The following is a 22,544-nucleotide window of genomic DNA, read 5'->3' on the forward strand; positions in this document are numbered from 1 at the left end:
AGTGGGCCAAGATGAATTTATCCGATCATAGCCACCAACATTTCCATTCTGTTCGCCGACCGGTCATCGCCCTGGGTGTTGATTATGCGGATGGGGAAATCATTGCCCCGCATCATCATCAGCATGATCAGTTGCTATACGGCCTGACCGGGGTGGTCATGGCAACCACGCCGCAAGGCGCGTGGATGATGCCCCCCCAGCGCGGCATGTGGATCCCGGCCGGGATCGTGCACGAAGTCCGAACACTTGGGGATGTAAAAATGCGCAGCCTTTATCTTGACCCGGCCATCACCCAAGGCATGCCAACGCATTGCCAGGTCGTTGGCATTTCGGCCTTCATGCGCAATTTGCTAGAAGAGGCCGCAACTCTGCCGCCTGAATATGATCAGGATGGACGCGGCGGCGCATTGATGAACCTGATACGGTTTGAACTGGAGCTATTGCCCCCGATACCGCTATCATTACCTTTGCCCGCCCATAAGGGACTGGCCCAACAATGCCACAGTTTTTTGCGCGAACCCGACGCAAACATGACGATTGATCACTGGTGTGATGCACTCGCCATGAGCAGACGTACCTTTACCCGCCTGTTTCGCCGTGAAACCGGGCTTAGCTTTGTCGCCTGGCGACAGCAGGCCTGTATTCTTGCCGCCCTGCCCCGACTGGCCCAGGGGGAAGCCATCACCACCATCGCGCTTGACCTTGGCTATGACAACCCCGCAGCATTCAGTGCCATGTTCAAACGCATTTTGGGATCAACCCCCAGCCTGTATCGATCCTGAACCTGTAAAACCCTTTCACCACACAAGCACCACCATCCGCCACGCAATATTTACGCGGGAAATTTGACCAGTCCTTAAACGCCAAAAGCCGCCCCAAGGGGCGGCTTTTGTCACATCATCTATCTCTGGAAGACTTATCCCAGAATTTTATCCCGCAGCATTTTATTAACCATACCCGGATTGGCCTTGCCGCCGGTCGATTTCATGACCTGGCCCACAAACCAGCCCAGCATCCGGTCTTTACCATCGCGGATTTCCTCGACTTTGTCCGGGTTGGCCGCAATCACTTCGTCAATTGCGGTTTCAATGGCACCGGTATCGGTGATCTGCTTTAAACCTTTTTCTTCCACAATCGATTCGGGGTCTTTGCCGGTTTCGATCATGATTTCAAAAACGTCTTTGGCGATCCGGCCCGAAATCGTGTCATCGCCAATCAAGCCAATCAGCTTGCCAAGATTTTCCGCCGTAACCGGGCTTTCCGAAACATCAACACCCAGTTTGTTCAGCGCACCAAACAGGTTGGTAATCACCCAGTTGGCTGCCATCTTGCCATCACGGCCCTTGGCAACGCGTTCATAGAACTCGGCTTTTTCCTGCTCAGCAACCAGCACGCCCGCATCATAGGCCGACAGGCCATATTCACGCATAAAACGGGCTTTTTTCTCGTCGGGCAGTTCCGGCAAGGTTTTTTCGATTTCGGCAACAAAGGCTTCATCAAAAACCAGCGGCAGCAAATCCGGGTCCGGGAAATAGCGATAATCATGCGCCATTTCCTTTGACCGCATCGCCCGGGTTTCCCCCAGTTTCGGGTCAAACAGGCGGGTTTCCTGCCTGATCACGCCGCCGCCCTCGATCACTTCGATCTGACGCATGGCTTCAATTTCAATCGCCTGCATCACAAAGCGGATCGAATTGACGTTTTTGATTTCACAGCGCGTGCCAAATTCGGCCCCGGCCCGACGCACCGAAACGTTGGCATCACAGCGCATCGAACCTTCGTTCATATTGCCATCACAGGTGCCAAGATAACGCACAATCGCGCGCAATTTGGTCAGATAGGCCCCTGCTTCTTCCGGCGAACGAATATCGGGTTTGGACACGATTTCCATCAGGGCAACGCCCGAACGGTTCAAATCGATATGCGAATATTTCGGGTCATGGTCATGCATTGATTTACCGGCATCCTGTTCAAGATGCAGGCGTTCAATGCCAACTGCCTTGGTCGAACCATCGGGCATATCAAGAATGACGGTGCCTTCGCCAACAATCGGCTTGTCAAACTGCGAAATCTGATAACCCTGCGGCAGATCGGCATAAAAGTAGTTTTTCCGCGAAAACACACTTTCATGATTGATCCTGGCCTTAAGCCCCAAGCCGGTTTTAACCGCCTGGCGCACACATTCGGCATTGATCACTGGCAACATGCCCGGCATTGCCGCATCGACAAGGCTGACATTGTTGTTAACATCCGAGCCGAACTGGGCCGAAGCCCCGGAAAACAGCTTGGAATGGGAAATCACCTGGCAGTGAACTTCCAGACCGACAACGATTTCCCACGGGCCGGTCGAACCTTCAAGAATATAAGTCATGGATCAACCCTCCAGCCCGGCAGGTTTGGCATCAAACCCGGCTGCGGTTTCAAGAACGCCACCAACGCGAATAACGGTTTCTTCGTCAAACGGTTTGCCGATCAACTGCAAGCCCAGCGGCAGGCCACTATCGGAAAGACCGGTCGGCACGGAGAGGCCCGGAAGCCCGGCAAGGCTGGCCGGAACCGTAAACACGTCATTAAGATACATTTTAACCGGATCGTCGCTGTTTTCACCCAAGGCGAAAGCAGCCGACGGCGCGGTTGGTGTCAACACAACATCGACCGTGCCAAAGGCATTGGTGAAATCTTCGTAAATGCGACGACGCACTTTCAAGGCCTTGTTGTAATAGGCATCGTAATACCCGGCCGAAAGCACATAAGTGCCGATCATGATGCGACGCTGGACTTCTTTACCAAAACCCGCAGCACGGGTTTTCATGTACATTTCATCCAGGCTGTCGCCGTCTTCCATCACACGCTGGCCAAAACGAACACCATCATACCGCGCGAGGTTGGACGATGCTTCGGCCGGGGCAACGATATAATAGGTCGGCAGGGCGTATTTGGTGTGCGGCAGGGTAATGTCGAGCACGTCGGCACCGGCATCGCGCAGCATGGCAACGCCATCATCCCACAGCTTGGCAATTTCGTCGGGCATGCCATCAACGCGGTATTCCTTGGGAATACCAATTTTCATGCCGCGAATATCACCGCTAAGGGCGGCTTCAAAATCGGGAACCGCCATCGGGGCTGATGTGCTGTCCTTGGCATCGTGCCCGGCCATGGCACCCAGCATAATCGCCGCATCGCGCACGGTGCGGGTCATGGGGCCAGCCTGATCAAGCGAGCTTGCAAAGGCAACAACACCCCAGCGCGAGCAACGACCATAGGTCGGCTTTAAGCCAACAATGCCGCAATATGCCGCTGGCTGACGAATGGAACCACCGGTATCGGTGCCGGTTGCAGCCATTGCCATGCGCCCGGCAACAGCGGCGGCCGACCCGCCTGACGACCCGCCAGGGACCAGATCCTTGCCATCCTTGCCCTTCCACGGGTTAATGACATTGCCGTAATAAGACGTCATGTTCGACGAGCCCATGGCAAATTCATCAAGGTTGGTTTTGCCCAGCATCACCGCGCCGTTGCCAAACAGATTGGCCGTCACGGTTGATTCATATTGCGGCTTGAACCCTTCAAGAATATGCGAGGCGGCGGTTGTCTGCACATTTTCGGTACAAAACAAATCCTTGATCGCAATCGGCAGGCCTTCCATTTTACCAACATCGCCCCTGGCGCGTTTGGTATCGGATGCCCGGGCCATTTCAAGGGCCTGTTCCGGGGTTTCGGTAATATAGGCATTCAGCTTGCGCTGCGCGCCCATCGACGCGATATGGGCTTCGGTCAGCTCGACCGACGTGTAATCCCCCTTTGCCAACCCGTCACGGGCATCGGCAAGGGTCAAATTTGTCAGATCAGTCATTATTCAACCACCTTGGGCACAACAAAACAGCCGGCATCGGTTTTTGGCGCATTGGCCAGCACTTTTTGCTGGATATTGCCATCGGTGACTTCGTCCTTGCGCAACGGCAGGGTCAGATCGGCAACCGAGGTCAGAGGTGCTGCGCCCTCGACGTCAACTTCTTGCAGTTCCTCGATAAAATCGAGGATACGGGTCAAATCACCCGCCAGTTCGCCCAATTCTTCCTCGCTTACTTTAATACGCGACAGGAAGGCGATTTTACGAACCGTTTCCTTATCCAAAGACGACATGGATGAAAGTCTCTCTTAAGGAATGACAAAACACCCGGCGAACGGTCGTCCGCCAGAAACTGAAAATACAAGCCGGAACCTAGCACCCGGAACGGCCCGCGGCAAGAGCCCTGCGCCGCACTTTGCGCCGTGTTTTTACCACATGGCAAATTTTATTGAAAATGCCCTGCCCTCGCGTGGCAAACCGGCATGCCTGAAATGCTGTTTGCACTATGCTTTGCACTGGTATTTTTACCAATCTGTGCCTATAAGATCGCCATGATTTGTAATGATACTCAGGAATTGCTGCGGTACCTGGCACCAGCAGCGCGGATTTTGGGCCTGGACTTGGGCACCAAAACCATTGGTGTTGCGCTTTCGGATGTCGGGCTGCAAATTGCAACGCCCTACAGCCTGATCAAGCGTAAAAAGTTCACACGCGACATCGCCGAACTTTCGGCCATTGTCAGCAAACAGAATGTTGGCGGCATCGTCATCGGCTTTCCGCGTGAAATGGATGGCTCGATTGGCACATCCTGCCACCGCGTTTATGCGTTTGTCGATGAAATGGACAAACATATCGACGTTCCGGTTTTGCTATGGGACGAACGACTGTCCACCAGTGCGGTTGAACGCATTCTGATTGGCGAAGCCGACATGTCGCGCAAACGCCGTTCAGAAGTCGTCGACAAGGCCGCTGCGGGCTATATCCTGCAAGGCGCGCTTGACAACCTTAATCGCCACACCGATCCCGGCCTGGTAGATGATGATGAAGACGACGAAGATCATGCCGATGCGTATGATGAAGACGTCAACAGCAGTGACGACCAGAAATAAAATCAGTTGAACGCTCCATAGAAGCGCGCTGTTTTAACGCTGATAATAAAGCCGCCGAACCTTAGTTCAGGCGGCTTTTTGCTGCCTGATTACGATCATCACCCCGAACATCCGGCTAGGGGGGATAATAAGGTTATCGCCACTTTCAATCGCGCCTAGCGATAATGCAGCGTCACGAATAGTACCCATATCGCGCACAAGCAGGCGGAACCCGGCAAAGCCATCATCGGGTAGCATCTTGCCCGCAATCGGGTAACTGGCAAGCAATTCATCCTGATGTTTTACATCCACAAGCGCGCCCAACGACATTGATGCAAAAAATTCTTCCACAGCCTCCGCCGCCCAGTGGGTTAAGAAAACACGATCAATGATCACCGCACTATTGGCGTGGTTTTGATATTCCGGGAAATAGAAATTCTCGGCCGGATGGCGGTGCTGACAGGCAAAACAAACCGCGTGGCGCAACAAGGGATGGTTGGCAAAAGCCAACGAAAATCCAAGATCAACCTGCATACCGCCTGGCGTTTGGCCTTTGCGCTCGAAATCAAACACATCGGGCACGCCAGCTCCAGCCTCGATAAAAGCCGCCCGGTCAGCTTGAGCATCGTCTGACTGCAACGCCAGCATCGACATGCCTTCGCGCAGACGCAGGAAATTGCGGTTATAAACGGCAAAGGAAAACGGCAAATCAATATCGTCAGGCCCGATTTTATCGGGATCAACCACAGCCAGAATCTCCAGATACATGCCGTCAAGCTGCACCAGCGCATTCCCGGTGCCAAACGGATGAAGCGCACGCGGTGTTACCGTAAAGCCCAGTTGGCGATACCGTTCGCACGCAAGGTCCAGATCCTTGACGCATAATACAAGATGATCGATCTTTTGGGTCATTGCTGCATCCACTTGCCACCAGACGAACCAGAACCTCCGCAATACAGTGCCTGCCGATTCACGCCGACAAATGTGCCGGTTCTTAGGACGCGCGGCAACGTTATTTTGCCGACAGTCCCGGCATTTTTTCTATTTTGTCGTGTTTTTGAATGATTCATTCCACTCACGGACACGAACCTTGCCAAGACAGCAAAACCTGTCGCCGTTTGCCATGCGGCCCCTTGCGGTGATAGCACAACTGTCTTATTCGAATTGTTCCCGTTCGCATTAATTATTGGACAGTGCCATGTTGGCTATTCTTTCGGCCCTTATCCCGACATTCGGCCTGATTCTGGTCGGGTTTGCCCTGCGGCACTGGCGCTTCCTGCCCGATGCGTTCTGGCCGGGTGCGGAAAAGCTGACCTATTTCATCACCTTCCCTGCCTTGCTGTTTGCCAACACAGCCAAGGCCGATTTGGGCAGTTTACCTGTTACCGGCATCGCCATTGTTATTTTGGGAACGGCCTTTGCAAAGGCCGCGCTGACCATTATGGCAAAACCGGCGTTACGGGTTAGCGACGCGGCATTTACGTCCGTTTTTCAAGGTGCGATCCGCCCCAACACCTATATTGGCCTTGCAATTGCGGCTGCCTTGTTGGGCGAACGCGGGTTAACGGTAACGGCCCTGTGTATCGCCCTGATCGTTCCAACCGTAAATATTCTGTCGGTTTTGGCATGTTCGCACTGGGGCGATAACAACCGCAAAGCCGGACTGATACCGGTATTACGCGACGTTATGTGCAATCCGTTACTGATGGCATGTGTTTTGGGGATGATTGCAAATGCGTCGGGTTTGGGGTTACCACCCATTGCCGGGCCATTTTTAGAGGTTCTGGGCCGTGCGGCCCTGCCCGTTGGTTTGCTTGCCGTTGGGGCGGGTATTGATTTGCAGGCGGCCCACCGGGCGGGCGGCCCGGTTGCCGCGTCCACCTTAGGCAAACTGGTGCTAAGCCCCGCGATTGCTATTGGCCTGTCGCTTTTGCTGAATATGCCCTCGCTGGATATGGCGGCATTAGCACTTTATGCCGGGCTTCCCTGTTCGGCCAGTGCTTATGTTCTGGCACGCCTGATGGGCGGGGATGCCAAAATGATGGCCAGTATCATTACGGTCCAAACGCTTGTTGCCATCGCAACAATGCCGATATTGGCGATATTGCTGCACGCAGCCTGAAAATGGAATAACTCCAGTATTTTCGCGCAAAAATCTGACCAGATGGACAAGGGTAAATTTGATATTTTACCTTTCCGTAACGGGTGCAATTCGTTATGCTCCGCACGCAATTTTCCATTCAGAGTGCAGCCAAGGAACAAGTGCAACGCCATGAGTGTCATGGGACCAGAGGCGGATCACTATCCGCACCCACATCTTCTGGGGATCGAAGGTTTGACCCCCGGTGAAATCACCCTCATTCTTGATCGTGCCCAGCATTATGCGGAAAAAAACCGCACTGCCGACAAAACCAGCAATATCCTTGCTGGCAGCACAGTCGTTAACCTGTTTTACGAAAATTCCACCCGGACACTGACATCGTTTGAACTCGCAGCCAAACGGCTGGGCGCAGATGTGATCAATATGACGGTGGGCACCAGTTCGGTTAAAAAGGGTGAAACCCTGATTGATACGGCAATGACCCTGAATGCCATGAACCCCGACGCCCTGGTGGTACGTCACGGTGATAGCGGTGCGGTCAAACTGCTGAGCGAAAAGGTCAATTGTGCGGTTCTTAATGCTGGCGATGGTCGGCACGAACACCCAACCCAGGCCCTGCTTGACGCCCTGACAATTCGCCGCCACAAGGGCCGCCTGCACCGTTTAACGGTGGCAATCTGCGGCGACATTGCGCATTCCCGCGTGGCGCGCTCCAACATCCTTTTGTTAAACACTATGGGGTCGCGCGTGCGCCTGATCGCCCCGCCCACCCTGATCCCGGCAAAAATTGACCGCATGGGTGTTGAAATTTTCCACGATATGGAAGAGGGGCTAAAAGACTGCGACATCGTGATGATGTTGCGTTTGCAGCTTGAGCGCATGGAGGGCAGCTTTATCCCCTCCGTTCGCGAATATTTTCATTTTCATGGCCTGGACCGCGCCAAACTGGCCAATGCCAAGCCCGACGCGCTGATCATGCATCCCGGCCCCATGAACCGGGGTGTGGAAATTGACAGCGAAGTTGCCGACGATGTCGAGCGTTCGGTTATTCGCGAACAAGTTGAAATGGGGGTTGCCGTGCGCATGGCGGCCTTGGAAATTCTGGTTCAAAACCAGCGAAATCTTGCCGGGGGCCGTAAATGATGCCTGCCATTCGCGCCAAAGCCAGCGGGAAAACAGCTTTTGTCAATGTCCGCCTGCTCGATCCCGCAACCGGCCTCGACCAGATCGGTGGCCTGCTTATACAGGACGGCGTTATCAACGATCTTGGCCCGTCGGTCACCCGGGAAACCGTCCCCGCCGATTGCCGCATTATCGAGGGTGACGGCAATTGCCTTGCCCCGGGTCTGGTTGACATGCGGGTTCAGCTTCGCGAACCGGGATTTGAACACCAGGAAACCATCGAAACTGCGGGTAAATCGGCGGCTACTGGCGGGGTAACCACCATGGTGGCCCTGCCCAATACCGACCCGGTGATTGACGATGTTGCCGGGGTGGAATTTGTTGCCCGGCGTGCGCGCAAGGTTGGCCTTGCCAAGGTATTTGTTTATGGCGCGGTGTCCAAGGGCATCGAAGGCCATGAAATTACCGAAATGGGCCTTCTGCATCAGGCCGGGGCGGTGGCCTTTTGCGATGGCGTTAAAACCATTGCCAGCGCCCGCCTGCTGCGTCAGGCACTGGCATATACCACGTTTTTCGATGGCATGATTGTGCAACACCCCGAAGAACCGGAATTATCGCGTGGCGGCGATATGAACAGTGGCGAGCTGGCCACCCGTTTGGGGTTATCAGGCATATCGCCACTGGCCGAAGTCATCCAGATTGAACGCGACATCCGGCTCGCGGAAATGACCGGAGGCCGATTGCATTTTTCCCATATTTCAACCGGTGAATCGGTCGAAGTTATTCGCAAAGCCAAAAAACGCGGTTTAAAAATCACCTGCGATACCGCACCGTTTTATTTTGCGCTCAATGAAAATGCGGTCAGCGACTATCGCACATTTGCCAAGCTGTCCCCGCCGCTGCGCGCCGAAGATGACCGCCAGGCGATTGTGATGGGCCTTGTTGATGGCACGATTGATACCATTGCATCCGACCACAACCCGCAGGATCAGGACAGCAAACGCCTGCCGTTCTCCCAGGCGGCTGCCGGTGGTGTCGGCCTGGAAACACTGCTGCCGATCACGCTGGAACTTTATCATAACGGGCATCTATCGCTGCTTGAGGCGATTGGTAAAATCACATCGGCCCCGGCCCGGTTGATGAAACTGTCAGGTCATGGCACGCTGAAACCCGGAAGTTCTGCCGACATTGTTGTGTTTGATCCAGACCGTCCGTCCAGGATTGATCCTTATAAATTCCAGTCAAAATCCAAAAACTCCCCGTTCGACGGACGCCTGATACAAGGGGCGGTTCTGCGCACTTTGATTGACGGACGGGAAGTTTTTACGCACCCCAGTTGCATTGAAGGTTCATCATCATGGAACTAGATCCCGTCTACAAGGCCCTGCTGACATCAATGCAAATTGCCACTGTGTGCGGTTATCTGCTGGGTTCCATCCCGTTCGGGCTTGTTTTGACCCGCATGGCAGGACTTGGCGATATTCGTAAAATGGGCTCTGGCAATATTGGGGCCACCAACGTTTTGCGCACCGGCCATAAATTTCTGGCATTGTTGACCCTGATTGGCGATTGCGGCAAGGGGGCCGCGGCGGTTTTGCTGTTTACCTATGTGGTCGGGCCGGGTATGGGCGGGCCTGAACAGGGTATTTTTGCCGGTACAGCCGCCGTTATCGGCCATATGTTTCCGCTGTGGCTGCGGTTTAAAGGTGGCAAAGGTGTTGCCACCACGCTAGGCACGCTGGCGGCTGTAAACTGGATTATGGGGCTGGCTGCGGCGCTGACATGGCTGGTGATGGCCGTGATCTTTCGCTATTCCTCGCTTTCGGCGCTGGTGGCACTGCTCGTGGCCCCGCTGGCCGCGTTTTATATTGCGCATAATGCCGGTGCCGGGTGGATGGCAATCTTTCTGGCGATCATTGTCTGGTGTGCGCACCACGCCAATATCCGCCGTCTGATTAAGGGGACTGAACCCAAAATCGGCCAGAAAAAAGACCCCGAAACGACGGACAGCGAGGAATAAGCTGTTTTTTGAAGCCCAAAGGAAACCCATCCGGAATAATTCGGGTGGGTTTCCTGCATTTTGGCTGGTACCCTGTTTTAGGCAATCTGCGTATTCCGGATTCGTCATAATCTTGCCGCAGGCCAATCGCTGCTCCCATGACAAAATCCTCCATAACAAGGCTTCCATAAATTCAGGCTTCCAGCCGCCTGAGACTCTTTATTCTGAATCTGATCCTGCGCCGGTTGGTATAACTTGCTGAACCCGCGACAGAAATGCTTGACGACATAACGCCGGAATGATCACAATCCCGACGTTATGACATTACACACATCACAACCATCGCGACTTCCCCAATCTGAGCGTCTGGCACGGGTGCGTCTGGCGCGCAGCAGCCAGATCGGGCCGGTCACGTTTCGCCGGCTGTTAGAACAGTTTGGCGCGGCGCGAACGGCCCTTGATGCCCTGCCCGACATCGCCAGGAAAAGCGGCGTCAAACGCCCGATTGTGATTGCCACCCGCCAGGATACCATTGCCGAAATTGAATCCGCGTTGGCCCTGTCGGCCAAACCGGTTATTTGGGGCGACCCGGAATACCCACCCGCCCTTGCCGCCATTGAAGACGCCCCGCCATATTTTTATGTTCTGGGCGATGCCGGTTTGTTAACCCGGCCCACCATTGGCATCGTGGGCGCACGCAATGCATCACTGGGGGGCTGCCAGTTTGCCCGGCGGCTGGCGCGCGAACTGGCACAGGCCGGTTACAGTGTTGTATCGGGCCTGGCCCGTGGCATTGATGGTGCCGCACATCAAGGCGCGCTTGACGCCGCAGCACACGGCACCGGCACAACAATTGCCGTCGTTGCTGGCGGGGTTGATGTTATTTATCCGCGTGAACATGCCGATTTACACGGGCGCATTGCGCAAAGCGGATGTATTATTTCCGAAATGCCCCCGGGGTTAAAGCCGCAGGCCCGGCACTTTCCGCGCCGCAATCGCATCATTTCGGGGGTGTCACAAGGCATTGTCGTGATCGAGGCAGGCCGCAATTCCGGGTCGCTGATTACAGCACGGATGGCCGCCGAACAGGGGCGCGATGTTTTTGCTGTTCCCGGCTCGCCGACCGATCCACGGGCCGCAGGCCCCAACAGCCTGATCCGCGACGGGGCTGTTCTGTGCGACTCCATCGACGCAATTTTAAATGTCATCGGGCAAGCACCGGCCATTCGACAATTTGATGCACCGATACATACATTTAATAATGATACCCGACCGGCCCCGGCAACCAATACAGCCTATAACCTTGATGCCATACTCGACAGCCTGTTGCGCGATCAGGCGCTTGAAAACACCACAAACACCGACGACGCCGATAAAATAGCCGCCAACCCGGCGCAAACTGGGGGGTTGGCGCGAATTTCATCTTCCGAGTCAAACACATCTAACGGGAATGATCCGGCACAAACTTTGTTCGACTTGTTATCGGCAGCACCGATTGCCATTGACAGTCTGATCAGGGCATCAAAACTGCCCGCAAGTACGATTTCAACCCTGCTGATCGAACTTGAACTTTCAGGAAGGGTTGAACGTCACCCCGGAAATAGGGTATCGCGTATCGCTAATTGAGTCTTGTCGTCGTTGAAATTGCCACAATATGTGGTTTCAACATCGTTTTGAGGCGCAATCCGAACGCATTTCCCCTCGCCTTACGATGGGCACTTGCGAAATATATGCATTGCGGCATACCTTTTCCGCCATCAGGCGCAAAAACCGGACACGTAAAAAATAATGAATCTTGTCATCGTCGAATCGCCAGCCAAAGCCAAGACGATAAACAAATATCTCGGTGATGATTTTAAGGTCCTGGCCTCGTTTGGTCACATCCGTGACTTGCCGTCCAAGGATGGCTCGGTTGATACCGATAACAACTTTGCCATGATCTGGGAAACAGATGGCCGGTCTGAAAAACAGATCCGCGAAATTGCTGCTGCCGCACGCGATGCTGACACCATATATCTCGCAACTGACCCGGATCGCGAAGGGGAAGCCATTTCGTGGCACATCCTTGAAGTGCTGGAACAAAAAAAGCTGCTGCGGGGCCGCGAGGTTCACCGCGTGGTTTTTCACGAAATCACCAAAAAAGCCGTCACCGACGCCATTGCCAACCCGCGGGCCTTAAACCAGGAACTGGTCGATGCCTATCTGGCGCGCCGGGCACTGGATTATCTGGTTGGTTTTAACCTTTCGCCGGTTTTATGGCGCAAATTGCCCGGTTCGCGCTCTGCCGGTCGTGTACAGTCCGTGGCCTTGCGCCTGATTTGCGAACGCGAAATCGACATCGAAGCCTTTCGTCCCGACGAATACTGGTCGCTGGAAGCCAATTTTGGCATTCCCGAAGGCAAATTCAGCGCCCGTCTGACCCATCTCGATGGCAAAAAACTCGACAAGCTGGCCATTGGCAACGAAGGCGACGCCAAGATTGCCAAGGAAAAGGTCGAAGCACGCAGCTATACCGTCTCGAAGGTCGAGCGCAAGGACGTCAAACGGCGCCCGCAGCCGCCTTTCACCACATCGACCTTGCAACAGGAAGCATCGCGTAAACTGGGCTTTGGCACCAAACGGACCATGCAGCTGGCACAACGCCTGTATGAAGGCGTTGATATTGGCGGTGAAACCGTTGGTTTAATCACTTATATGCGTACCGACGCTGTTATCCTGTCGTCTGAAGCCCTGGCCGGGGCGCGCCGCCTGATCGACAAGGATTATGGCAAGGATTACCTGCCAGCTGCCCCGCGCAGCTTTGCCAACAAGGCCAAAAACGCACAGGAAGCCCACGAAGCCATCCGCCCGACCGATGTTTTCCGCCGCCCCGATCAGGTTTCGCGCCATCTTGATAAAGACCAACTGGCCCTTTACACCTTGATCTGGAAGCGGACCGTTGCCTGCCAGATGGAGGACGCCCGGTTTGACCAGGTGGCCGTTGATCTGGCATCGAACGATAACCATGTCGTGCTGCGTGCCAATGGTTCGGTGGTTAAGTTTGACGGCTTTTTAAGGCTGTATCAGGAAGGCAAGGATGATTCCGACGATGATGACAATGATCGTCGCCTGCCGCCTCTGAAAGAGGGCCAGAAACCCGACCTTGAAAAAGTGTCCATCGATCAGCATTTCACCCAGCCGCCGCCGCGCTATACCGAGGCAAGCCTGGTAAAACGCATGGAAGAACTCGGTATTGGCCGCCCGTCGACCTATGCCTCGATCATTTCGGTATTGCAGGATCGCAATTACGTAACCCTGGAAAAACGCCGCTTCATTGCCCAGGATCGCGGACGTCTGGTCACGGCGTTTCTGTCGAAATTCTTTGAACGTTACGTGCAGTACAACTTCACCGCTGATCTTGAAAACCAGCTTGATGATGTCTCCAACGGTGACCGTGCGTGGCGCGATGTGCTGACCGAATTCTGGACATCGTTCAAGGGCAATGTTGACGAAGCCAAGGAACTCAAGATCACCGATGTTCTTGATGCCTTGCAGGTAATGCTGGAAAATTATCTGTTCGCCGAACGCGAAGACGGATCCGACCCGCATAAATGCCCGAAATGCGAAGAAGGCACCTTAAGCCTGAAGCTGGGTAAGTTCGGCGCGTTTCTGGGATGTTCCAATTACCCGGATTGTAACTATACGCGCCCGCTGGTTGCCAATGACAACCCGGGCAATGCCGAACTTGATAGTGGACCCAAGATTTTGGGCGTTGATAGCACCACGGGCAAGGAAATTACCTTGCGCAAGGGACCATACGGCGTTTATGTGCAGTTGGGTGAAGAAGAAACCGTTGACGGTAAAAACGGCAAACCTAAAAAGGTTAAACCCAAGCGCACCTCGCTGCCCAAAGGGCTGGAGCCAACGGTCGTTGATTTAACCAAAGCCGAGGAACTGTTGACATTGCCCCGCGATGTTGGCGTGTACCCGGAAACCGGCGAAGAAATTAAAGCCAATATCGGGCGGTTTGGCCCCTATGTTCAGGCTGGCAGCACGTTTGCATCCCTGAAAGCCGATGACGATGTGCTGACCATCGGTGAAAACCGCGCTATTACCCTGATTGCCGACAAACGAGAAAAAGCCGGCAAGGAAATTGGCAAACACCCCGATGACAACGAACCGATCCTGCTGGCCGATGGTCGCTGGGGTCCGTTTGTGAAACACAAAAAAACCAATGCCAATTTACCACGTGACACCGTTAAGGAAGATGTCACACTGGAAATGGCGATTGCCGCATTAAAAGAAAAAGAAGCCAAGTCGGGTAAAACGACGTCGGCAGGTGCAAAGAAAACAGCCGCGAAAAAAGAACCGGCCAAAAAGGCTGCTCCGAAAAAAACCGCTGCAAAGAAACCCGCAGCCAAAAAAACGACCGCAAAAAAGACACCCGCGAAAAAAGCGGCCGCCAAATAAAAACATGGCGCTGCTTTTTGCCGGACCCGAATGTGACAGCCCCCTTCGGGTCCGAAGATACATAATTTGAAAGGACGCCACAAACTTGGCGAACGAACCAGAAAATAAAACACCCTTCCCGACCAAAGAGCAGATTCTTGAATTTGTCGAGATGAGCCCGACGCCGGTTGGCAAGCGCGAAATTGCCCGCGCTTTTAACATCCGTGGTGCGGCCAAAATCGAACTGAAAAAACTGCTTAAGGATCTTAAATTCGGCGGCGACGTGGTTGCCGGGCGCAAACGGTTTAACAAACCCGGTCGCCTGCCCCCGGTTGATGTGCTGGAAATTACCGGACTTGATGAAAATGGCGAGGTCCTGGCCCGCCCCAATGTCTGGAAAGAGCCGTTTGACCCGCCGGTTATTTATGTCAAAACCACACGCCATGGTGGCCCCAGCGCACCTGGAATTGGCGACAAAATTTTGGCCAAACTGCGCTATACCGGCAAAAACACCTATGATGCCAGCATCATGCGCCTGTTGGGCAGCGGGCCACAGCGGGTTTTGGGCCTTTTTCGCCCGAATGAACGCGAAGGCCGTGTTGTTCCGACCGATCGCAAGGATAGCGGCGAAATTGCCGTTCCGCTGGACGATCATCCGGGGCTTGAACCCGGCGCCCTGGTGCTGACCGAACTTTTGCCGGGCAAACATTTTGGCCTGCGCAAAGGGCGGATTGTCGATGTTTTGGGCAATATAAACGAACCCAAATCCATCAGCCTTGTTGCCATTCATGCCCGTGGCATCCCGTTTGAATTCCCGCCAGAAGTTGAACTTCAGGCCCGGGAATCAAAAGCAACCCCAATGGGCAACCGCACCGATCTTCGCCAAATTCCGCTGGTGACAATTGACGGTGAAGACGCCCGCGATTTTGACGATGCCGTCTGGGCCGAGGCCGACACCAACCCGGAAAACCCCGGTGGCTGGCATGTCATGGTCGCGATTGCCGATGTGTCATGGTATGTGCGCCCCGACGATGCCCTGGACCGTGAAGCCATAAAACGCGGCAATAGCTGCTATTTCCCGGACCGGGTGGTGCCGATGCTGCCATTCGAGCTGTCGAACGGCTGGTGTTCGCTTGTGCCACGCGAAGACCGTGGCTGCATGGCCGTTGAAATGTGGCTGAACGCCAAAGGTCAGAAAATTCGCCATAAATTTTGCCGTGGCATGATGAATTCTGCCGCCCGACTGACCTATAATCAGGTTCAGCGCGCCATGGATGGCGACCCTGACGACACGACAGCGCCCTTGGTTGATCGCGTTATCAAACCGTTATACGGGGCCTATCATGCGTTTTTAACCGCGCGCGAAAAGCGGGGTGTGCTGGAACTTGATGTTCCCGAACGCAAGATCGAACTGAACGAAAAAGGCGAGATTATTGCCGTGGCACCGCGCGCCCGGTTCGACAGCCACAAGCTGATCGAAGAGTTCATGATTGCAGCCAACGTTTGTGCTGCCGAAGAACTGGAACGGTTAAAACAGCCCTGCATGTATCGTATTCACGATGCACCTAGCGAAGAAAAACTCGAAGCCCTGCGCGAGTTTTTAGAAGGTGCCGGTTATAAACTGCAACCCGGCCCGGTTTTAAAACCGCGTGATTTCAACCACATCCTGGAACGCGCAAAGGGCACACCCGAAGCTGAACTGATCAATACCGTGGTGTTGCGCAGCCAGTCACAGGCCATGTATAGCCCCGATAATATCGGCCATTTTGGTTTGGCATTGAACCGCTATGCCCATTTTACATCGCCCATCCGCCGTTATGCCGACCTTTTGGTGCATCGCGCCCTGATTGCCGGTTTGCGATTGGGGGATGGCGCGCTTCGCCCCGAAGACGGCGAACGGTTTGAACAACTTGGCGAAGACATTTCCGGCACCGAACGCCGGGCCGCAATGGCCGAACGCGACTCGGTTGATCGTTATGTTGCGGCTTATATGGCGGACCGTATTGGTGCGGAATTGCCGGGGAAAATTTCCGGCGTGACACATTTCGGCCTGTTTGTATCACTACGCGAAACCGGTGCAGACGGGCTGGTTCCCATCAGCACCCTGCCCGATGACTATTATGTGCATGATCCGATCAATCATTGCCTGGTCGGTGATAAACGCGGCAAAACCTTCCGTCTTGGGGATGATGTTGTTGTGCGCGTGGCCGATGCCGATACCGCAACCGGGTCCTTGTCACTGCGGTTGGCTGAACATGCCGATATTACCAGCCGAGATCTGATTGAACGCCCGCGCTTCAATAAAGGTGGCAAAGGTGCCCCGCGTGGCAAACGCAGCCCAGGGGATCGAAACAACCGCCATGGGGCCAAACCGGGCTTTCGCGCGGCGGCCAAAAACACAGCCGCAAAGCCCGACGCCAAAGGGCCAGGTGCTGGTGCTGGTGCTGGTGCTGGTGCTGGTAAAAAGACCACACCGAAAAAACAGCGCAAGATACGTATCGGCAACCGCAATGCGACGCCGCCAAAATCTTCGTAATCCAAAACAGAACCCGCATCATTTTTTTTTGATGCGGGTTGTGTTTTTTAAACGGCAAAATACCAACCGTTCTGTGCCTGCGGCCAAATATGACAAGGCTTCAGCCAAGTGTTTCGATAAACTTTACCAGTTGTGCTGCCGTTTCCTTGCCACGATTGGTAATGATCGTCACATTTTCGGGCAACCCTTCAAGATCCGGATGACTGGCAGCAAAACTGGTCAAAAGCCCCAAGGCTTTGCCTTGCATGGTTTTCATTGCCGCCAGCGCCCGGATCAGTTCGATCCCGCTTAAACCATCCAGCACAGCTGCTGAAATAATCGCATCCGGGCGCGACTGAACAACCGTTTGAAAGGCTTCAACGGCGGATCGGGCGGCAATGGTGCGATACCCGCGTTCGCGCAGTTCACGTTGTAAAAAATGGGCCTGCACGGCTGTTGCGGTAACAATCAGCACTTCCTGCTGGCCTGTTGCGGGCGTGGTTTTGCCACTGTGCCCGTCTTGCGATGCACTTGCGACACTGCGCGACGGCAAAGACCGCAAGATACGGATTTCTTCTTCGGCGGCCGGGTTGGTCCCACTTTCCACAATTTCGCGGATCCAGGTGGTAAAATCGACCAGAGAAGCCGCTTGCAAATCATCAATCTCGGTCAGATCGGCGATATAGTCTTCCAGACGATGGGCAATCGCCCCAACCAGCGGAAACCCGAATGACCCGGCCAGTCCTTTTACCGTGTGGGCTTCACGGCGCAATTCGGCAATTCCGGCTTTGGCATCGTCCATTCCGCCAGCCACACGATCAATGGTTGTTTCGATCCGGTCCACGCGGTCAATGGTATCCTCGATGAAATCCTGCTTTAACCGCGCGATGATATCGTCGGCATTGCTCATGGAAGGGCTCCTGATTCTGTCTCGGGCACCATTAGAACAGTTGTGAAAAACACTTGCTGTTCGAAGGCGGCCACACGATGATGGCTTTGATAAATAAATACATATACGTGCAGGCATCCGGGTGCATTAAATTTGCGGGAGGAATTGTTAAAAAATTCGTCCAACCCATATAAATTGTCACACTTATTCAGGACAGGAACGCCGCATCATGACAATCGGCAGCAGCCACAACAACGAACATGCCCCGCCGATGGAACCCGGCTCTGCCCGGTTTTTTACCGGATTACGGCGTGGTCTTCGTCGCAAATGCCCCAATTGTGGTCATGGGTTGGCATTCAGCGGATATTTGACCGTCCGTGAAACCTGCGAATGCTGCGACCACAAGCTGGGTGAATATCGCTGCGATGATGCCCCGCCCTATTTCACCATTCTGGTTGTCGGCCATCTGGTGGTGCCCGGGGCGCTGGCGGTCGAGCAATCGGGCGCGCCATCGCTGGCGTTGCAACTGGGTATCTGGATTCCCGTTACCCTCATTCTAACTCTTTGCCTTTTACCCTTCATCAAGGGGGGCGTTTTAGGCCTGCAATGGGCGATGGGCATTCGCGGTTAGATAACGTGTTTCAATGATGCCCCCACACGGGTCAGACGGAACGGGGCTTCGGGTATTGGGCGAAAATCGACCGGCGCGGTAAAAAACACTGAAATATCCGTGCCCTATACCCCTGTTTTATCATATGATCGCGACCCTTAGCCAAAACATGCGCAGCAGCGCACATTGAATTGAACGGCACGGTATACAGGACACTTGACTGCAATGAATGAAGGGCACCACCGCCGGTTTGCATCTTGCCGTACCGGTTTCCTCAGATCAATGATTGCCCCTGTGGGCTTTGCCCTTTTTGTTGTGACGTCATGCGCACCGCGTCAGCCGATGCCCCTGACCGATGAAAGCGACGGCGGCACGCTGACTGTCGTATCCCAGGCGATGGGATTGCTTGAAAACCGCTATATTGATCCCCTTCCGCCCGAACAGCTGACCGTCAAAGCTATTGAGGGGCTGCAATCACTTGACCCCAACATTGCCGTAAAGCTGACGCCAGAGACCATCCTTGTGCACTATGGCAACGATATTATCCTGAACCTGCCTTTACCCGATGATCATGACCAGGCCCCCGGCCATATCCATGCCGATGTCTGGGCCGGGCTGGTACTCGACAGTGTTCGCGCCTACCGGCTTTATTCGCCAGCCCTGCGACAAACAAGTGCGGCAGACCTGCAATCACACCTGATTTCAGGCGCGGTTGACGGGCTTGATCCCTATAGCCGCTATGAAAACCCCAACCGGGCCGAAATTTCGCGGGATCGTCGTGAAGGATATATCGGCATCGGGGTGGATATCATTGCGGGCCCAGGATACCCGGTTGTTAAGAAAATCACGGAGAATGGCCCTGCCGTCAAATATGGCATCCATCCCGGCGATCAGATTATCAGCGTAGACGGCACCGACCTTTATAACCTGACCCGCCTTCAGGTTGTTGACCGGTTAAAAGGCGCACCTGATACAATTGCGCAACTCGAAATCAACCCCACCGGATCAAGCCTGATCCGCAAGCTTGATGTACCGCGCAAACGCATCATCGCGCGCACGGTGTTTCCGGAAGTCCGCAAAAGCGTGCTGATCGTCGAAGTCAGCAGTTTTAACAACGATACCGCCACCGAAATTGACCAAGCGATCCATGATGCCAAAATCTGGTCCGCGACCCCCCTGCAAGGCGTGATCATGGATTTACGGGGCAACCGGGGTGGTCTGTTAAATCAGGGGGTGTCGGTTGCCGATGCGTTTCTGACCAGCGGCCCTATTGGCACAACCCAAACCCGCGTTCCTGCCGCCAAACATGTTTTCACATCCAACGCCCGCGATTTTACCGATGGTTTGCCATTGGTTGTTCTGATTAACGGGCGCACAGCGTCTTCGGCTGAACTGGTGGCGGCATCGCTTCAGGACCGTGGCCGTGCCGTACTGGTGGGCTCCACCAGCTTTGGCAAGGGGTCGGTCCAGGCGATCAACGATCTGGTCAATGACGGAACCATCACCTTTACCTGGTCACGGCTGCTTGCGCCGTCGGGATATACGTTTGATCGAATCGGCCTTCATCCCGCAATTTGCACATCGCAAATCGATGACCAGTCCCCACGCCAGCTGGTCAATAAATTTTTCAGCGATAAAGAACAGCTCGCACGCACAATGCAGGCCTGGCGACAGGTTGATTTTCGCAATGAGTCAACCCGCCGGGAATTGCGAAATACCTGCCCGCCCAGCTATAGCACCGACAAATTCGATGTCGATGTTGCACTGGAAATTCTCAGAAATCAGGCTGCATATCACTATTTTCGCCAGCAAAGTGCCCTTGAAAGCGCCAATACGCAAACAAACTGGTAAAAAAGCAGAAAAACGATCCAATATAGGTTGACAGACCAGCGATAATCTTTATGTTCCGGCGCCTAGGACACACCTGAATACAGGATGCAGAGACATGGCGAAGCCCGCTTCGATTCTCGTTAAGTTGGTAAGCACCGCAGATACCGGTTACTTCTACGTTGTGAAGAAGAACCCGCGGAATACCACCGAGAAATTCTCATTTCGCAAATATGACCCGGTCGTGCGCAAGCATGTCGAGTTCAAAGAAGCGAAAATGAAGTAATCAGCCTGCCCTGAACGGGGCAGCTAGATTACCTGAATTTAAAAGACGTGACCCATTTATGGATCACGTCTTTTTTATTGCCTGAACAAATTAAAACCCCGTTGATCGGTTTCAATCCACGGGGTTTAAAGCACTTTTCCTTTAATATGACCCATTTTGCCAGCTCAGTCTGCCGCCTGGCAAGGAGAAGTCCGCCGGGCGTAATGGGTTTACGGACAAGGATTTCGACGCGGCCAGGCGGCAGACTGAGCTGGCCCACAGGGTTTGATTTTGGCGGTGTTTGGCGGCGTTACACCGCTCGCCCGATGCGCCGCATCGCGCAGCGCGCTGTGCCTTGCCAAACGACACGCCAAAAACAAACAAAATGGGTCATATTAAAGGAAAAGTGCTTTAAAGTATATTTCTTTTAATATCAGTCTCGCTGAGATTTGCCGGGAAACAATTTAAACCCGGCAAAGGCCAGCATCAACCAGCCCGCCATAAAGCTGATACCGCCAATCGGGGCAACCATGCCAAATGCCGTAACACCGCTAAAGGCGATGGCATAAAGCGACCCGCAAAACAGCACCGTCCCCAACAAAAAGGCCGCATTCGCCAGGCTCAGCAACCGACTATCGGGGCGATGCAACGCCAATGACGCCACCCCCACAATTACAACGGCATGTATCAGCTGATAATGTGCTCCCTTTTCGACCAGTTCACGGGCATAGGCCATTTCCTGCCCCGCCATGCCATGTGTTGCAAAGGCGCCCAAGGCAACCGCACACATCCCGCTTAATCCGGCCAGTCCAATCGACATTCGCATCTCAAGATTGCCCTTCTGTAATTTCAAAGCACATCCTAAAACCGTTTTCACCAAACGTGAACCTTTTGATCGACATACCCCCGCCAACGAAGACGCATGAGGCATCCCTGCCACAACGAATGAGCAAATTAAAAAAAATGGCCGCACCAAACGGTGCGGCCAGGATGTTATCTCTTGGGGGAGATGTGCCACGATCTGTCGACCGGACTTTGGTACATTAAAACACTTATACAGTATTGACTGTGACAGCCGTCACAAGCCAAAAAGTTTTTACAAGGAAAAATCCTCTAGCTTATGACATTGCCCAACAAGGCCTCCAGCCGCTGAAGATCGGGAATAAAAAGACTGTCACCCTGTTTTAAAACCACCCCTTGTCGGGCAAGACTGCCAAAAACACGGGCGACCGTTTCGCGTGAGGTACTTACCTTGCTGGCAAGATCGGAATGCACCGGCACCGGCGTGATTTTAGCGGTACCATCCGGACATGCCACAAGCTGTGCCAAACGGTAAATCTCGGCAATAACGCGTTCGTTTGCGCCAAGGGTACTGACATCGACAATACGCCGCGTTGAGGCCCTGACGATACGGGCCAGTTCGCCGATCACACGCCATGCCACCGTTGGATGGTTTTTAATCACAGCCTCAAAGCTGGCCGGACTTAACATGGCGACTTCGGTCACGCCCATTGCCAGCACAGAGGCGGAGCGCGGTTCACCATCAATCGCCGCCAAATGTCCCACACACCCGCCAACCCCGATTTCTTCAAGCGTCACTTCACGCCCGGAAACCGAATAATTTACAATCCGCACCCCACCCGACAAAATCAGGAAAACATCGCTGCTATCCCCTTCAGATTCGATAATTTCCGCGCCGGACTGGAAAACGCACCGCCGCACATGTTTTTCAACGTCGGATAATGCCGCGTCATCAAGTTCAGACAATATCCCCACAACACCCAGCTTAACCATCTGCCCCCGGCCTTCTTCACCCTGCCTTCTTACTAACGGCCAGATCCGTTTTTGCC

At 54.2% G+C, this 22,544-nt stretch carries 19 protein-coding genes; 12 read left to right on the forward strand and 7 right to left on the reverse strand.

From position 1 onward, the window contains the following. The first annotated feature begins 11 nt into the window (after positions 1–11). Entirely contained in the window at positions 12–782 is a 771-nt protein-coding gene (locus AAC086_RS01190; RefSeq protein WP_339774310.1) for a helix-turn-helix transcriptional regulator, read from the forward strand. 134 nt (positions 783–916) lie between these two features. Here the strand turns inward: AAC086_RS01190 and gatB are convergent, their stop codons facing one another. The 3 genes from gatB to gatC are packed head-to-tail and all read right to left on the reverse strand — an operon-like array spanning position 917 to position 4,143. Further along, positions 917–2,371 carry an Asp-tRNA(Asn)/Glu-tRNA(Gln) amidotransferase subunit GatB gene (gatB, locus tag AAC086_RS01195; RefSeq protein ID WP_339774312.1) on the reverse strand — a complete coding sequence of 485 codons (1,455 nt, stop codon included), beginning with the start codon at positions 2,369–2,371 and terminating at the stop codon, positions 917–919. A 3-nt stretch (positions 2,372–2,374) separates the two neighbouring features. Beyond that, on the reverse strand, positions 2,375–3,853 hold the full coding sequence (gene gatA, locus AAC086_RS01200; RefSeq protein WP_339774313.1) for an Asp-tRNA(Asn)/Glu-tRNA(Gln) amidotransferase subunit GatA: 1,479 nt from the start codon (positions 3,851–3,853) through the stop codon (positions 2,375–2,377). Then, positions 3,853–4,143, reverse strand: a complete 291-nt coding sequence (gatC, locus tag AAC086_RS01205) for an Asp-tRNA(Asn)/Glu-tRNA(Gln) amidotransferase subunit GatC (protein WP_085591379.1) — start codon at positions 4,141–4,143, stop codon at positions 3,853–3,855. Before gatC ends, gatA begins: the two co-directional genes overlap by 1 nt. Before the next feature lie 258 nt (positions 4,144–4,401). Between gatC and ruvX the strand changes: the two genes are divergently transcribed. Continuing rightward, complete coding sequence (gene ruvX, locus AAC086_RS01210; RefSeq protein WP_339774663.1) at positions 4,402–4,959, forward strand: Holliday junction resolvase RuvX; 558 nt, start codon at positions 4,402–4,404, stop codon at positions 4,957–4,959. Between the two features lie 66 nt (positions 4,960–5,025). Here ruvX and AAC086_RS01215 read toward each other — a convergent pair whose 3' ends face one another. After that, positions 5,026–5,850, reverse strand: coding sequence for a VOC family protein (locus AAC086_RS01215; protein WP_339774317.1), 825 nt, complete (start codon positions 5,848–5,850; stop codon positions 5,026–5,028). A 286-nt stretch (positions 5,851–6,136) separates the two neighbouring features. Between AAC086_RS01215 and AAC086_RS01220 the strand changes: the two genes are divergently transcribed. The 7 genes from AAC086_RS01220 (at position 6,137) to rnr (ending at position 17,124) form a co-directional block, all read left to right on the forward strand. Continuing rightward, entirely contained in the window at positions 6,137–7,060 is a 924-nt protein-coding gene (locus AAC086_RS01220; RefSeq protein WP_339774319.1) for an AEC family transporter, read from the forward strand. 150 nt (positions 7,061–7,210) lie between these two features. Beyond that, entirely contained in the window at positions 7,211–8,182 is a 972-nt protein-coding gene (locus AAC086_RS01225; RefSeq protein ID WP_339774321.1) for an aspartate carbamoyltransferase catalytic subunit, read from the forward strand. Next, positions 8,179–9,528 carry a dihydroorotase gene (gene pyrC, locus AAC086_RS01230; RefSeq protein WP_339774323.1) on the forward strand — a complete coding sequence of 450 codons (1,350 nt, stop codon included), beginning with the start codon at positions 8,179–8,181 and terminating at the stop codon, positions 9,526–9,528. Before AAC086_RS01225 ends, pyrC begins: the two co-directional genes overlap by 4 nt. Continuing rightward, positions 9,519–10,181 carry a glycerol-3-phosphate 1-O-acyltransferase PlsY gene (gene plsY / locus AAC086_RS01235; RefSeq protein WP_339774325.1) on the forward strand — a complete coding sequence of 221 codons (663 nt, stop codon included), beginning with the start codon at positions 9,519–9,521 and terminating at the stop codon, positions 10,179–10,181. Before pyrC ends, plsY begins: the two co-directional genes overlap by 10 nt. 297 nt (positions 10,182–10,478) lie before the next feature. After that, positions 10,479–11,786: a DNA-processing protein DprA gene (gene dprA, locus AAC086_RS01240; RefSeq protein WP_339774327.1), complete on the forward strand. Its 1,308-nt coding sequence runs from the start codon at positions 10,479–10,481 to the stop codon at positions 11,784–11,786. 162 nt (positions 11,787–11,948) lie between these two features. Continuing rightward, the gene (gene topA / locus AAC086_RS01245; RefSeq protein ID WP_339774328.1) at positions 11,949–14,609 is read left to right on the forward strand and encodes a type I DNA topoisomerase; all 2,661 of its coding nucleotides are present in this window, start codon (positions 11,949–11,951) and stop codon (positions 14,607–14,609) included. Positions 14,610–14,694: 85 nt separating this feature from the next. Then, positions 14,695–17,124, forward strand: coding sequence for a ribonuclease R (gene rnr / locus AAC086_RS01250; protein WP_339774330.1), 2,430 nt, complete (start codon positions 14,695–14,697; stop codon positions 17,122–17,124). A 100-nt stretch (positions 17,125–17,224) separates the two neighbouring features. Here rnr and AAC086_RS01255 read toward each other — a convergent pair whose 3' ends face one another. Then, the gene (locus AAC086_RS01255; protein WP_339774332.1) at positions 17,225–18,013 is read right to left on the reverse strand and encodes an Hpt domain-containing protein; all 789 of its coding nucleotides are present in this window, start codon (positions 18,011–18,013) and stop codon (positions 17,225–17,227) included. Positions 18,014–18,221: 208 nt separating this feature from the next. On the opposite strand from AAC086_RS01255, the gene AAC086_RS01260 reads away from it, so the two are divergent. From AAC086_RS01260 to rpmG, 3 genes are all read left to right on the forward strand, one after another. Beyond that, positions 18,222–18,623, forward strand: coding sequence for a DUF983 domain-containing protein (locus AAC086_RS01260; RefSeq protein ID WP_339774334.1), 402 nt, complete (start codon positions 18,222–18,224; stop codon positions 18,621–18,623). 261 nt (positions 18,624–18,884) lie between these two features. Next, positions 18,885–20,453: a S41 family peptidase gene (locus AAC086_RS01265; RefSeq protein WP_339774336.1), complete on the forward strand. Its 1,569-nt coding sequence runs from the start codon at positions 18,885–18,887 to the stop codon at positions 20,451–20,453. A 94-nt stretch (positions 20,454–20,547) separates the two neighbouring features. After that, a complete protein-coding gene (gene rpmG, locus AAC086_RS01270) occupies positions 20,548–20,715 on the forward strand; it encodes a 50S ribosomal protein L33 (RefSeq protein WP_007089918.1) in 168 nt (55 codons plus the stop codon). Positions 20,716–21,127: 412 nt separating this feature from the next. On the opposite strand, the gene AAC086_RS01275 is transcribed toward rpmG, so the two are convergent. Together AAC086_RS01275 and AAC086_RS01280 are read right to left on the reverse strand one after the other, a co-directional pair. Continuing rightward, positions 21,128–21,547: a DUF423 domain-containing protein gene (locus AAC086_RS01275; protein WP_339774338.1), complete on the reverse strand. Its 420-nt coding sequence runs from the start codon at positions 21,545–21,547 to the stop codon at positions 21,128–21,130. 260 nt (positions 21,548–21,807) lie between these two features. After that, positions 21,808–22,488, reverse strand: a complete 681-nt coding sequence (locus AAC086_RS01280) for a Crp/Fnr family transcriptional regulator (RefSeq protein ID WP_339774340.1) — start codon at positions 22,486–22,488, stop codon at positions 21,808–21,810. Positions 22,489–22,544: the final 56 nt, after the last annotated feature.

Origin of the sequence: uncultured Thalassospira sp. (assembly GCF_963976115.1) — a bacterium.
Classification (GTDB): domain Bacteria; phylum Pseudomonadota; class Alphaproteobacteria; order Rhodospirillales; family Thalassospiraceae; genus Thalassospira.

Coding starts and splice junctions, on each gene's coding strand:
- ruvX (WP_339774663.1), top strand. CDS start 4,402: ATGATTTGTAATGATACTCAGGAATTGCTGCGGTACCTGGCACCAGCA.
- pyrC (WP_339774323.1), top strand. CDS start 8,179: ATGATGCCTGCCATTCGCGCCAAAGCCAGCGGGAAAACAGCTTTTGTC.
- AAC086_RS01225 (WP_339774321.1), top strand. CDS start 7,211: ATGAGTGTCATGGGACCAGAGGCGGATCACTATCCGCACCCACATCTT.
- gatA (WP_339774313.1), bottom strand. CDS start 3,853: ATGACTGATCTGACAAATTTGACCCTTGCCGATGCCCGTGACGGGTTG.
- AAC086_RS01190 (WP_339774310.1), top strand. CDS start 12: ATGAATTTATCCGATCATAGCCACCAACATTTCCATTCTGTTCGCCGA.
- dprA (WP_339774327.1), top strand. CDS start 10,479: ATGACATTACACACATCACAACCATCGCGACTTCCCCAATCTGAGCGT.
- gatC (WP_085591379.1), bottom strand. CDS start 4,143: ATGTCGTCTTTGGATAAGGAAACGGTTCGTAAAATCGCCTTCCTGTCG.
- rpmG (WP_007089918.1), top strand. CDS start 20,548: ATGGCGAAGCCCGCTTCGATTCTCGTTAAGTTGGTAAGCACCGCAGAT.
- AAC086_RS01265 (WP_339774336.1), top strand. CDS start 18,885: ATGATTGCCCCTGTGGGCTTTGCCCTTTTTGTTGTGACGTCATGCGCA.
- AAC086_RS01280 (WP_339774340.1), bottom strand. CDS start 22,488: ATGGTTAAGCTGGGTGTTGTGGGGATATTGTCTGAACTTGATGACGCG.
- AAC086_RS01260 (WP_339774334.1), top strand. CDS start 18,222: ATGACAATCGGCAGCAGCCACAACAACGAACATGCCCCGCCGATGGAA.
- gatB (WP_339774312.1), bottom strand. CDS start 2,371: ATGACTTATATTCTTGAAGGTTCGACCGGCCCGTGGGAAATCGTTGTC.
- AAC086_RS01215 (WP_339774317.1), bottom strand. CDS start 5,850: ATGACCCAAAAGATCGATCATCTTGTATTATGCGTCAAGGATCTGGAC.
- AAC086_RS01220 (WP_339774319.1), top strand. CDS start 6,137: ATGTTGGCTATTCTTTCGGCCCTTATCCCGACATTCGGCCTGATTCTG.
- AAC086_RS01255 (WP_339774332.1), bottom strand. CDS start 18,013: ATGAGCAATGCCGACGATATCATCGCGCGGTTAAAGCAGGATTTCATC.
- plsY (WP_339774325.1), top strand. CDS start 9,519: ATGGAACTAGATCCCGTCTACAAGGCCCTGCTGACATCAATGCAAATT.
- topA (WP_339774328.1), top strand. CDS start 11,949: ATGAATCTTGTCATCGTCGAATCGCCAGCCAAAGCCAAGACGATAAAC.